The 12,832-nt window shown below is 73.6% G+C and carries 10 protein-coding genes; 3 read left to right on the forward strand and 7 right to left on the reverse strand.

The features are described 5' to 3' along the window. Nucleotides 1–12: 12 nt before the first annotated feature. The 6 genes from GQR16_RS00090 to GQR16_RS00115 form a co-directional block, all read right to left on the reverse strand. Nucleotides 13–2,373, reverse strand: a complete 2,361-nt coding sequence (locus tag GQR16_RS00090) for a transglutaminase TgpA family protein (protein ID WP_157413139.1) — start codon at nt 2,371–2,373, stop codon at nt 13–15. Further along, nucleotides 2,363–3,754 carry a DUF58 domain-containing protein gene (locus GQR16_RS00095; RefSeq protein WP_157413140.1) on the reverse strand — a complete coding sequence of 464 codons (1,392 nt, stop codon included), beginning with the start codon at nt 3,752–3,754 and terminating at the stop codon, nt 2,363–2,365. Before GQR16_RS00095 ends, GQR16_RS00090 begins: the two co-directional genes overlap by 11 nt. A 2-nt stretch (nt 3,755–3,756) precedes the next feature. Further along, nucleotides 3,757–4,731, reverse strand: coding sequence for an AAA family ATPase (locus tag GQR16_RS00100; RefSeq protein WP_157413541.1), 975 nt, complete (start codon nt 4,729–4,731; stop codon nt 3,757–3,759). 80 nt (nt 4,732–4,811) lie between these two features. After that, nucleotides 4,812–5,303, reverse strand: coding sequence for a pantetheine-phosphate adenylyltransferase (coaD, locus tag GQR16_RS00105; protein ID WP_157413141.1), 492 nt, complete (start codon nt 5,301–5,303; stop codon nt 4,812–4,814). 51 nt (nt 5,304–5,354) lie between these two features. Further along, the gene (locus tag GQR16_RS00110; RefSeq protein WP_157413142.1) at nt 5,355–7,613 is read right to left on the reverse strand and encodes an ATP-dependent DNA helicase RecG; all 2,259 of its coding nucleotides are present in this window, start codon (nt 7,611–7,613) and stop codon (nt 5,355–5,357) included. Then, on the reverse strand, nt 7,610–8,479 hold the full coding sequence (locus GQR16_RS00115; RefSeq protein WP_157413143.1) for a tetratricopeptide repeat protein: 870 nt from the start codon (nt 8,477–8,479) through the stop codon (nt 7,610–7,612). Before GQR16_RS00115 ends, GQR16_RS00110 begins: the two co-directional genes overlap by 4 nt. A 76-nt stretch (nt 8,480–8,555) precedes the next feature. Here GQR16_RS00115 and rsmD point away from each other — a divergent pair, with 76 nt between their 5' ends. Further along, nucleotides 8,556–9,191, forward strand: coding sequence for a 16S rRNA (guanine(966)-N(2))-methyltransferase RsmD (gene rsmD, locus GQR16_RS00120; protein WP_157413144.1), 636 nt, complete (start codon nt 8,556–8,558; stop codon nt 9,189–9,191). Here rsmD and thiL read toward each other — a convergent pair. Continuing rightward, complete coding sequence (thiL, locus tag GQR16_RS00125) at nt 9,161–10,117, reverse strand: thiamine-phosphate kinase (protein WP_246200411.1); 957 nt, start codon at nt 10,115–10,117, stop codon at nt 9,161–9,163. The two genes, rsmD and thiL, sit on opposite strands and share 31 nt — an antisense overlap. 299 nt (nt 10,118–10,416) lie before the next feature. On the opposite strand from thiL, the gene GQR16_RS00130 reads away from it, so the two are divergent. Continuing rightward, complete coding sequence (locus GQR16_RS00130) at nt 10,417–12,156, forward strand: VWA domain-containing protein (protein WP_157413145.1); 1,740 nt, start codon at nt 10,417–10,419, stop codon at nt 12,154–12,156. Nucleotides 12,157–12,256: 100 nt separating this feature from the next. Beyond that, nucleotides 12,257–12,781, forward strand: coding sequence for a DUF3515 family protein (locus GQR16_RS00135; RefSeq protein WP_157413146.1), 525 nt, complete (start codon nt 12,257–12,259; stop codon nt 12,779–12,781). Nucleotides 12,782–12,832: the final 51 nt, after the last annotated feature.

Here is a 12,832-nt window from a genome sequence, read left to right on the forward strand (position 1 = left end):
CGAAGGATGATTCTACGCGCCGTCTGCTGTGCGAACGCCGGATGCGCGCCGAATGCGGTCTGCGAGCGACTTGGGAAGCAGCACCGCGATCACGCGATCGCGAACACTCGCATCTCGTGTCAGGGCGCGGCAGGCGGAGTCGAGGTCGCCCAGGAGCGCCGCATCGGGCCGTGGGCCGACCGCCGCATTCGCGGCGCGCTGCTCGTCGCCGCCGGTCGCGAGGTCGGACGCCGGTCCGTATCGCGCCCGCTCGACGGCGTCGCGCAGCCGCACGAGGGCCGCGAGCGCCTCGGCATCGCGGAACCCCGGTCGCGATGCGAGGAACGCGGTGAACACGCGCGGCGTGGCGCCGATGCCGGCGACTCCGAGATCGCCGGCGGTCGCGCTCAGCTCGTCCCACGCGGCATCCGCAGCTCCTCGCCCGAGCCGGACGCGACGGCGACGCGACGCGCGTTGGAGCACACGCAGGCCCGCCGGCACCAGGAGCAGCGCCAGGACGACCACGAGCAGCACGGCCGCGCGCAACGGCGCCTCGTTCTGCAGCGGATCGGTCGCACCTCCGGCGAGCCCTCGATCGGGGTCGAGCTCGGGCCGCCCGGTCGAGGGCGCGGTCGACGAGGGCGCCGTCGGCAGCACCGACGTCTGCGCCTGACCGGCGCCCGGTCGCGAGTACTCGGGCACGGTTCCTCGCCCGGGGGTCGGCTCGAACGGCACCCAGCCGACGCCCTCGAAGTAGAGCTCGGGCCACGCGTGCAGGTCGTGCGAATCGACCTCGACCCGCTGCACGCCGTCGATGCGCTCGGGCGTCGGCGTGCCCGACGTGTAGCCGACCGAGATGCGCGACGGGATTCCGGCCTCGCGCGCCAGCACCGCCATCGTCGAGGCGAAGTGCACGCAGTACCCGCTCTTGGCCTCGAGGAAGGCGGCGATGACCTCGAACCCGCCGCCGTCGTAGCCCTCTTCGACGGGGGCCTCGGTCGAGTACTCGAAGTCGGGCGAACGCAGGAACGCCTGGATCGCGACCGCCGCGTCGTACGGGGTCGCCGCCGGACCCGCGAGGCGGGCGGCCGTCTCGGAGATGATCGGCGGAACCTCGTCGGGGAGCTCGAGGAACCGGGGGTCCACCGATCGCGGGTCGCCGGCGGCCCGCAACTGGGCGACCGTGGGCTCGACCTCGAGCCTGGTCACCTCGTAGCGCTGCCCGGCCGTGTTGGTGTCGACGCTCCGGACGGTGAGGGGCCCGTCGTCCCAGTACCAGGACCCGCTGAGACCCTCGATGCGCGTCGACGGATACGGCACCGGCAACCACGTCGTGCGCACCTCGTTCACGAGGACGTCGATGGGATGCTCGGACGTCTCGACGTCGGCGCCCAGGCCCTCGGGCGCTCCGAGGGCGTCGACCGTGTTGTCTCCGTCGACCGGTGACTCGGTCACGGCCCACACGTCGCCCTCGAACGAGTCGAGCGTGAGGAGCGTGAAGTTCGGGCGATCGCCGTCGCGCGCCAGGTAGCGGAACGCCGGGCGGGCCTCAGGCCTGCGGAGGTCGCGCCCGAGGTCGAGGAACGGGCTCACGCCGCGCGCGAACAGCGCACCCTGCGACCCGTTGCCGAGCAGCAGGCTCGTGGAGATGCTGGGCGTGGATGCGGTGAGCAGCGACGCGACGACGAGTCCAGTGGCCGCGACGCCGAGCGACGCGCCGAGCGTCGATGCCACCGGGACGCGCTTCGGCGCCGCGACCGTGGCGACATCCTCGTCGTCGCCCTGCTCGATGCGGGCGCGTCGCATGACCCGCACGTCGACGCGCAGCAGCAGCAGGTAGGCCGCCGCCGTGGCCACGAGGACGGGGATGTCGACGCCCGACTCGATGAGGAACCCCGGGATGAGCACCGGCACGAGCGCGGGAACCGCGGCGAGGGCCGGCACCCGCGCGATCTGCACGAGGAGGTCGAGCATGATCGAGAGCGCCCCGACGCCGAGCGCCAGCGCGAAGTTGAGGGCGGGCACCGCGACCGCGGGCACCGTCTGCTGCGCGATCGTGCGCTGCGAACCGGTGAACAGCTCGCCGAAGGCCGCGAACGTGTCGGGCGTCGGCACGAGGAACGCGATCGACGTCGACCCGCCGAAGAGCAGCGTCAGCAGCAGCAGCAGCACGACGCCCTCGAGCACGGGCACGAGACCGGCCGGGACCCGAAGCGCCCGCAACCCGGCGCCGCCGAAGAACACGCCGGCCGAGACGAACGCGCAGAGCCACCACCAGCCGCCGCCCGCGATGAGCGGGCCGAGCGACATGGTCGCCACGACCATCAGCACGAACGAGGCCGTCGTGAGCGCGAGCCGCCCGCGCACCGTCAGCGCAGCGGAATCAGGATGCATCGTGCACCGCCGTGGTGTTCACCGCGACGGCCGACCAGGCCCCGCCGATCTCGACCGCGCGCCGGACGTCGACCACGTTCCAGTCGGCCTCCTCGAGCATGCGGCGGACGCTCGAGGTCACCGAGGTGGTCACGAACGCCACGGCCGGTTCGAACCCCGCACGGAGTGCCACGAGGGCCGCGGCATCGGCCTGGCCGGGGTCGACGAGCACCGCGAACCCGGGTTCGCGAGCGTCTCGACCCCGCGATCGGACCTCGGGGCCGTGATCGCGCTCCGCTTCGTCGCGGTGAGCGTGGTCGCGGCGCCCTGCGTCCGGGCGCCCCGATTCGTGGCGTCCGTCGCGCCGGCTGCCCGCGTGACGACCGGCCGAGTCGACGCGGGCGAGGTCTTCGAGCAGCAGGTGGTCGCCACCGGGCATGCGGTACTCGCCGCCGCGGGGCGCGGTGGGCACCAGGCCCCGTTCGGGATCGGCGATGCCCGTGCAGCGCAGCCGGAATCCGTTCTCGAGCAGGTGCACGCCGATCGAGGCCGCGACCTCGATCGCGAGCTCGACGCGATCGTCGACCACGTCGTCGCGGTGGACGGCGAGCCCGTGGCGCGCCTCGCCGGGAAGGTCGAGCAGGATCCGCGCCTCTGGGTCGCCGCGCTGCTCCTCTTCGCGCACCATGAGTTCGCCGCGCCTGGCCGTCGCGGGCCAGTTCACGCGCCGCATCGGGTCGCCGTACCGGTACTCGCGCGCGATGAGCTCGTCGGAGTTCGGATGCGTGCGGCGCTGGAGCCCGTGCACGATGCCGTCGATGCTCGCGGCCGTCGCGAGCGCCTCGGCGAGGGGCGTCACCCGCGGTGTCACGACGACCTCGTGCGGCGCGCCGGTCACGCGCTCGACGCTCGCGAGCCCGAACGGGTCGGTGACCCCGATGCGCAGCGGCCCGACCGCGAAGACGCCGCGCCGCGGCATCCGGAGCCGGTACTCGACGCGCACCCGGTCGTCGCCGGAGGGAAGCACCGATTCGTGCGGCCCGAGCGCGGGAAGCAGCGACGACGGCGGTCCGATGGTGCCCTCGGGCGCGTGGTCGCGCCAGTGCGCCCCGTCGAGCGTGCGTCGGCCTCGGTTCGCCACGACCAGGGTCACGCGCGTCGCCTCGCCCGCGGTCACGATGGCCGGCGCGAACGTGCGCTGCACGGCGAGGCTCGGTCGCCGCAGCGCGACGAAGACGGCGGCCACCAGCGGCATCGCGAGACCCACGAACGCGAGCAGCAGGATGTCTCGCAGGTCGAACCAGAGCGAGACGCCGACGAGCACGGCGCCGACGACCACGAGCGCGGCGCCACGGCGGGTGAGGCGCGGCCAGGACATCGCGCGCAGGCGGTTGCGGGCCATGATCAGTTCCTTCGAGCGCTCCCGACGGGCACGGGCGTCTGCGCGATGATGCGACCGACGATGGCGTCGATCAGGGGGCCGCTGTCGCGGTCGTGCGAGCCGACGGCCCGGCTCGTGGGCACGAGCCGGTGCGCGAGCACCGCGACCGCGAGCGCGTCGATGTCGTCGGGCAGCACGAACTCGCGGCCGTGCATGGCGGCGTGGGCCTTCGCGGCGCGGATGAGCTGCAGCGTCGCACGCGGACTCGCCCCGAGCCGCAGCTGACGGTCTTCGCGGGTGGCGCGCGCCAGCTCGACGGCGTACTCCTTGACGGGCTGCGAGGTGAACACGTGCCGCACGGCCCGGATCATGCCGCGCAGCTCGTCGAGCGTGATGACCTCGTCGAGCCGATCGAGCGGGCTCGAGGTCTCGCGGGTCGAGAGCATCGCGAGCTCGTCGACCGCAGACGGGTAGCCCATGGACACACGCGCCATGAAGCGGTCGCGCTGGGCCTCGGGCAGCGGATAGGTGCCCTCCATCTCGACGGGGTTCTGGGTGGCGACGACCGTGAACGGGAGGTCGAGGCGGTAGGTCGTGCCGTCGGCCGTGACCTGGCGCTCCTCCATGCACTCGAGCAGCGCGGCCTGCGTCTTCGGGCTCGCCCGGTTGATCTCGTCGCCGATCACGATGTTCGAGAACACCGGTCCGCGCTTGAACTCGAAGCGTCGGCTGGCCTGGTCGAAGACCGAGACCCCGGTCACGTCGCTCGGCAGGAGGTCGGGCGTGAACTGGATGCGGTTGACGGTGCTGCCGACCGACCGGGCGAGCGCCTTGGCGAGCATGGTCTTGCCGACGCCCGGCACGTCTTCGATGAGCAGGTGGCCCTCGGCCAGCAGCACCGTCAGCGCTGCGGTGATCGCGTCGCGCTTGCCGGCGATCACGGTCTCGACGTTCGCGACCACGCGCGCCGCGAGCACGCCGACCTCGTCGATGGGCATCACGGATGCCGCGTCGTCGAGTGCGTCGTCGTGCGGGCCGGTGCGGCCGCCGAACGGCACCTCGCTCACGGATGCCTCGCTCACGGCGTCATCGCCGATTGCAGGTACTCGGCGACGGCCGCCGGCACGTAGGGAGCGACGTCGCCGCCGAGCGCCGCGACCTGTCTCACGAGCGAACTCGACACGTGCGCGTTGCCAGGATCGGGGAGCAGGAAGACCGTCTCGACACCCGCGAGGTGTCGGTTCACGATGGCCATGGGGGTCTCGTAGGCGACGTCGATCTGCGAGCGGACGCCCTTCACGAGCACGGTCGCGCCGACGTCGCTGCAGTAGTCGACGAGCAGGCCCATGCTCCACGAGGCGACCACGATTCGGCCGGCGATGCCCGCGTCGACGATGGCGCGCTCGATGAGCGCCACCCGCTGGGCGATCGGCAGCAGCGCGTTCTTGTCGGGGTTGTGCACGACCACGACGTGCAGTTCGTCGAAGATGCCGGCCGCGCGCTCGATGACGTCGAGATGCCCCTTGGTGACGGGGTCGAAGGAACCGGGAACGACGGCGATCCGCTGCATACGCAACAGCGTAGTGCTCGTCACGACCCGCGAACGGGGCCTCGGAGACTCTCAGCCCTTGCTCAGGAATCCGGTCGCATCGTCGTCGAGACGGCGGCGGACCTCGGCTGCGAGGCCCGGGTGCCGCTGCAGCGACGGGTCGTCGTCGAGCACCCCCGCGGCGACCGCTCGGGCATCGGCGATGACGTCGCCGTCGCGGGCCACGCGCAGCAGCTTGAGCGAGGATCGCCCGCCGGACTGGGTCGCGCCGAGCACGTCGCCCTCCTGCCGGAGCTCGAGGTCGACGCGCGCGAGCTCGAACCCGTCGAGGGTGGCCGCCACGGCGTCGACGCGCTGCCGCGCGAGGGATCCGGGCTCGGCCGCGGTGACCAGCAGGCAGAGCCCCGGCAACCCGCCCCGGCCCACGCGCCCGCGGAGCTGGTGCAGCTGCGAGACGCCGAACCGGTCGGCGTCGACCACGACCATGGCGCTCGCGTTCGGCACGTCGACGCCCACCTCGATCACCGTCGTCGCGACGAGCACGTCGATCTCTCCGGCCGCGAACGCGCGCATCGTCGCGTCTTTCTCGTCGGAGGACATGCGGCCGTGCAGGGGCGCGACCCGGATGTCGGAGAACGCCGGCAGCGCCGTGACCTCGGCGAGCACGGAGGCCACCGACGCGACCGGCCGCGACGCGGGATCTGCACTCCCCGCCGCTCCCCCTCGGTCGCCTCCGGCTTCGGCCGGCGCGCCGCCCTCGGGCCCCGCGTCGGCCTCCTCGACCACGCGCGCCTCGATCGCCGGGCAGACGACGAACCCCTGCCGGCCCGCGGCCACCTCTTCGGCGAGGCGTTCCCACACGCGGGACCGCCAGCCCGGGCGCTCGGCGAGCGGCACCACGTGCGACTCGATGCCGGCGCGCCCGGCGGGCAGCTCGCGGATCGTCGAGATGTCGAGGTCGCCGAACACCGTCATCGCGACCGTGCGGGGAATGGGCGTGGCCGTGAGCACGAGCACGTGCGGCGGCTGCCGCCCCTTGAGCCGCAGCGCCTCGCGCTGCTCGACGCCGAACCGGTGCTGCTCGTCGACCACGATGAGGCCGAGGTCGGCGAACGAGACCGTGTCGCCGATGAGGGCGTGCGTGCCGACCACGATGCGCGACTGCCCGGCCGCCGCGCGCAGCAGGGCCTTGCGCCGCTCGGCCGCAGGCAGCTGCCCCGTGAGCAGGGTCGGCACGAGGGCGGCCGAGAGATCGGGGCCGAGCATGCGTGCGATCGAACGCAGGTGCTGCGCGGCGAGCACCTCGGTGGGCGCCAGGAGCGCGGCCTGCCCGCCCGAGTCGGCGACCGCGAGCATCGCGCGCAGCGCGACCACGGTCTTGCCCGAGCCGACCTCGCCCTGCACGAGCCGGTTCATGGGCACGGGCTCGCCGAGGTCGTCGGCGATCGCCTGCCCGACCTCGACCTGGTCGCCCGTGAGCTCGAACGGCAGCGACGCGTCGAAGCGCTCGAGGAGCCCGCCGGGCGACGGATGCCGCGCGGTCGTCGCGTGCGTGCGGAGCTCGGCCCTGCGCTGCAGCAGCGCCGTCTGGAGCACGAGCGCCTCGGAGAAGCGGAGCGTGCGGCGCGCCGCCTTCCACTGGGACTCGACCTCTGGCCGGTGCACCTGCTCGAGGGCGCGCCGCTGGGCGAGCAGCCCGTGCGAGGCCCTGACCGCCTCGGGAATCGGGTCGCCCGCGGCATCCGCCGTCTCGAGGCCGTCGAGGAGCAGGGCGATCGCCTTGGCCAGCTGCCAGCTCGCGAGTGCTCCCGTGGCGGGGTAGATCGGGATCGGCGCCTCGGCCCAGCGCTTGACCGACGGATCGGTCGGCGAGCTCGGCGTCGCGTCGTCGAAGAGCTCGTAGTCGGGATGCGCGAGCTGGCGGGCGCCCCGGTAGTCGCCCACCTTGCCCGCGAAGATGCCACGCGCGCCGGGCACGAGCTCGCGGGAGCGCCACGCCTGGTTGAAGAACGTGAGCGTGAGGATGCCCGTGCCGTCGGAGATCTTCACCTCGAGGATCGACCCGCGGCGCGACTTCATGGTTCGCTCGCGCACCTCGATGACCTCGGCGACGATCGTGACGTTCTCGTCGAGCGGCAGGCTCGCGAGCGCGGTCAGCTCGCCCCGGAGGGCGTACCTGCGCGGGTAGTGCGCGAGCAGGTCGCCCACCGTGCGGTACCCGAAGGCGCGTTCGAGCGCCTGCGCGGTGCGCCCGCCGAGCGCACCCGTGAGGCGCGAATCGAGCGTGTACCGGCCGACGGCGGCCGGGTCGTCGGGTGCGTCGGCGGTCATGCCTCGATCGTAGGCTCGACCGCCGTCAACGCCTCGATCTCGGCGCGCACGTAGGGGTCGTCGGGGCGGAGCTCGGCGAGCGAGCGCTGCAGCTCGAGCGCCTCGTCGGTGCGCCCGAGGGTGCGCAGGCACCGGCCGACCGACCATCGCGCGACCTGCTGCTGCTCGGGCGATCCGTAGCGGTCGGCGAACTCCACCGCGCGCTCGAACTCGGCGAGCGCGCCGGGCGCACGACCGGCGTCGAGCTTGAACCAGCCCAGGTTGTGGTGCAGCGCGATGCCCCAGCGGAGGGTGCGCGCGTCGCGGCGACCCTCGAGGAGGTCGAGGCCCTCGGCCGCCCACTCCTCCTCGTGGCCCGCGTCGTTCAGCGCGAGCATGTGCAGCGCATCGAGCACCAGGAACACGGATGCCGCCTGCGCGGCCGCGCGCGCGGCGAGCGTGAGCTCGGGGACTGCCTCGGCCGGCCGCTGGTCGGCGGCGAGCAGCCGGCCGCGCTCGAGCGCGACCCTGGCCCGGACCTCGGCCGGCGCGTCGCCCTCGAAGCCGGCGGGCACGAGCTCGAGCACCGCCGACGCCTCCTCGATCTCGCCCTGGAGCCCGAGGGCCCTGGCGAGCTGCGTGGCCATCACGGCGCGTGCGAGCGGCGTCGCGGCGGGATCCTCGGATGCCGCGCGGAACCGCTCGGCGCTCGCGGACGCATCCGCGAAATCCCACAGGCGGTCGATGAGCGCCTGATCGACCGGCTCGAGCCGTGCAGGCTCCGGTCGGGCGGGCTCCGCAGCGCGCGGCTCGGCCTCGAAAGCGTCGACAGCGGCCTCGACGGCGCGATCGGGCTCGACCTGTTCATGGGCGGTAGGGGCATCCACCCTCCCATCATGGCAGCGCGCACGTGCAGGTTCCCACCCGTGAGGTCGTGCGGCGTCCCGGTAGGCTGCCAGCAGCATGACGCGCATCATCGCCGGGGCAGCCGGCTCTCTCTCCCTCGCCGTGCCGCGATCCGGCACGCGGCCCACGAGCGACCGCGTTCGCGAGGCCATCTTCTCGGCGCTCGAGGCGCGCGACGCGATCGCCGGGTCGGTCGTGCTCGACCTCTACGCCGGCTCCGGCGCGCTCGGCCTCGAGTCCGCGAGCCGCGGCGCGGCCGAAGTCGTGCTCGTCGAGCGCGCGAAGCCCGCTGCCGACGTGTGCCGTCGCAACGCCGATGCGGTGGCGCGGGCGATCGGCCGGGGTGCAGCCCGCATCCGCGTGGTCGTCAAGCCCGTCGCGGGGTACCTCGAGACCGCGCCCGCCGGGGTCGATCTCGCGTTCATCGACCCGCCGTACGACCTCGACGAGACGGCCGTCGCACGCGACCTGGCACTGCTCGCTCCCCTGCTCGAGCCCGACGCGCTCGTCGTCGTCGAGCGCAGTTCTCGCTCGCCCGAGCCGACCTGGCCCGCCGGCATCGAGCTCGAACGGCGTCGCGACTACGGCGAGACGACCCTCTGGTGGGCGATCGCGGTCGAAGGGGCGGATGCCGCGGCCGAGGTCGGCGGCATCGACGCCGGTCAGCCCGCCCGGCCGTCCCAGCCCGAGTAGGGATCCCAGCCGTCGGCCTCGATGTCGCGGCCGTCGAGCAGCATGCGCCCGGCGCCCTCGACCACGCGGCCGATGACCTCGAACGGCTCGGGGACGTCGCTGCCGGCCGGGAACGTCGCGAGCATGCCGTGATCCTCGCCGCCCGAGAGGGCGACCCGCACGCGGTCGACGTCCGAGCCGAGCGCGGCGGAGTCGAAGTCGAACGCGACGCCGCTCGCCTCGGCGACGCGACGGCCGTCGCGCGCGAGCCCGTCGGACACGTCGAGCATCGAGGTGGCGCCCGCCTCCGCGGCGACGATGCCGGCGCCGACGGGCGGACTCGGGGCGAGTTGTGCGCGCACGAGGTCGGGCTCGCGCTCGCGCAGGGCGGCGGCGAGGGCCGCATCGGGTTCGCCCGCGGCATCCGTGGCCTCGGAGAAGAGCAGCGCGAGCCCCCTGGCCGCGTCGCCGCGTCGGCCGGCGTGGGCGATCACGTCGCCGACGCGGGCACCCGATCGCAGCACGGGCGCCCGACCCTCGAGGTCGCCGAACGCCGTGACCGCGATGGTGAGCACCGCGGACGCCGAGAGGTCGCCGCCGACCACGCCCGCGCCCGGTGCCAGTGCGGCGAGTCCCTCGCGGAGACCGTCGGCGATGCCCTCGAGCGTGGAGACCGGGGTGCTGGGTGGCGCCGCGATCGCGACGACGAGCGCCGTGGGTCGGGCGCCCATCGCGGCCACGTCGGTGAGGTTCGTGGCCGCGGCCTTCCAGCCGAGCTCGAACGGCGTCGACCACGCGAGCCGGAAGTCGGGGCCGTGCACGAGCAGGTCGGTCGTCACCACGAAACGGCCGTCGGATGCCGCGACGAGGGCCGCGTCGTCACCGGGACCGAGCAGCGCGTGGTCGCCCGACGCCAGGCGCGGCAGGATGCGGCGCAGCACGGCGATCTCGCCCGCCTCGCCGGTCGTCGGAACATGGTCGTGCCCGTCGGCCCCCGCGCGCGGGCCGGGCGCGGCGTCTGCTCGATCGGCGGACACGGGCACTCGCGAATCGGACACGCCGCAAGCCTAGGACAGCCCGACTCCCGCGGGATTCCGGGCGACCCTCGTTCGGGGCACATGTCGGGCAAGTAACGGATACTTACAAAAGCGGCCCGCCTGCCGTACGCTGATGAGGCCTTTCCCAGGCCGCGTTACCCGAACCGCGGTGGCCCACTTGTCGCTCACCGTGCCGCAATGGAGCCCCAGTGAGTCGACGAAGCGAACGAGCCGAACGCGAGCAGTCGCGCCGCCACCACCGCCGCGTGGTCATGATGATCGCCGCGGGCGTCGTCGGCGTGGCCCTCGTCGGCGGGGCCGGCACGGCCTGGGCGAGCGGCTCGTTGAGCGCCTGGCTCGCCTCCGGACCGTCGTGCGACGAGCCCATCGAGCTCACGGTCGTCGCCGACACCGCGATCGCGCGCCCGGTGAAGGCGATCGCGGCCGAGTACGACGCGACCGAGGACGCCTGCTCCCGCACCGACGTCGTCGCCCAGGACAGCGCCGACACCGCGGCCCTGCTGGCCTCGGGCAACGGGTCCGACATCGACGCCTGGATCCCCGACTCCCCCGTGTGGCTCGTGCGCATGGCCGCGAGCGCCCGCTCGCTCGGTCGCGACGTGCCCGACCTCGCGCTCGAGCGTTCGATCGCCTCGAGCCCCGTCGTCTTCGCCGCTCCCGTGAGCGGGGCCCAGGCCCTCGCGGGTCGTCAGCTCAGCTGGACCGACGTGCTCTCGGGCGACCTGCCGACCCTGCTGGCCGACCCCGAGGCGTCCTCGGCCAGCCTCAACGGCCTGCAGGCCATGGAGCGGGCAGCCCCCATCGGCCAGGCCAAGCTGTTCCAGAACGCCATGATCCGGTTGAGCGACGGGGCGCCCGCCCGCGTCGACGCCGCCTTCGGCTCGCTCGCCGTCGCCGCGCCCGGAACGGTCGCGATCGCGAGCGAGCAGCAGGTCGCCATGCACAACCACGACGACGCGTCGACGCCGCTGCTCGCGCTCTACCCCTCCGACGGCACCCTCGCGCTGCAGTTCCCGTTCCTCCGCATGCTCGACGAGTCCGAGCTCGCGAAGAACCTCGACGCCGGGGGCGATGCCGGCGACGCCGTCGACGACGACGCACGCGCGGCGCTCGTCCTGCGAGCGCAGCAGCTCGATGCCCTGAAGATCGCCCTCTGGGACGCCTCCGACCGCTTCGCCGCCGAAGGGTTCCGCGACGGCACCGGCGGCGGCGAACTCGATCAAGACGGCGTCCTCGCCGACGCGACCGAGGTCGGGTCCGCCGCGGCATCCGCCCAGGTCTCGATCCTGCGCACCTGGGGCGTCGTGAGCCTGCGCTCCCGCATCCTCTCGGTCATCGACGTGTCGGGCTCGATGGAGGAGCCGACCGTCACGGGCCTGCGTCGCATCGACCTGCTCCAGCAGGCCGCGTCGAACACGATCGCGCAGCTCTCCGAAGCCGTCGACGTCGGCGTCTGGGCGTTCTCGACCGAGCGCATCGGCGACCAGGACTGGGAGGACCTCTCCCCCATCGAACCGCTCGCAGACGAGGCGCATCGCACGCAGGTGCTCGACGTGCTCGGCTCCCTGCCCGGCCGGCTCGGCGGCGCGACCGGCCTCTACGACACGACGCTCGCGGCGGTGAAGCAGGTGCGCTCCGCCTACGACCCCGAGACCGTGAACTCGGTGCTGCTGCTCACCGACGGCCGGAACGAGGACGAGAACGGCATCACCCGCGAGCAGTTGCTCGACGAGCTCGCCGCCATGGGCGAAGACGGACAGCAGGTGCCGGTCGTGCTCGTCGGCATCGGCCCCGACACCGACCTCGAGTCGATGCGCCTCATCGCCGAGGCGACCGGTGGCGCCGCCTACTCGGCCGAACGCCCCGAAGACCTGAAGACCGTGCTCACCGACGCGCTCTCGCAGCGGTCCTGCCGACCGAACTGCTGATCGCCCGCCGACCGCCGCCTGCGTCCGACGGCTCCGCCCGGGGCTTTGGCGCGTGCCCACGAGTCCGAACTCCGGAGGGTCGCAAGGTACGCTGGTGCGGATGTCTCAGCACCCCGTGATCCCGTCGCACCGCCGTCGCACCCGGGTCGCCGGCATCCGTTCGGCACTCGTCGCCGCACTGGCGCTCGTCGGCGCCGCGGGCCTCACCGGCTGCACGCCGATCGTGAACATGCAGGCCGGCCCCGAGGCGATCGACACGTCGTGCGCCGAGCTCAGCGTGCGCCTTCCCGACGAGGTCGCCGAGCAGCCGCAGCGCGAGACCGACGCCCAGGGCACCGCAGCGTGGGGCGACCCGGCCTCCGTGCTGCTGCGCTGCGGCGTGCCCCCGCTCGGCCCGACCACCGACCGGTGCGTGAGCGTCGACGGCATCGACTGGGTCATCGACGAGTCCGACGCCCCGCGGTTCCTGTTCACGACCTACGGTCGCACGCCCGCCGTCCAGGTGCTCGTCGACAACGACGTCGTCTCGGGCACGACCGCCATCTCCGATCTCTCGCAGGCCGTGTCGGTCATCCCGTCAGACGGCGCCTGCACCTCGCTCGACGACGTGCCGTCCACCGACTGAGTACGGGCAGGCGCTCCAGGAGCCCGCTCGACGGCACTTCCGGCAGCCCGA

It is taken from the genome of Agromyces allii, assembly GCF_009749385.1.
In the GTDB taxonomy this organism is placed as follows: Bacteria; Actinomycetota; Actinomycetes; order Actinomycetales; family Microbacteriaceae; genus Agromyces; species Agromyces allii.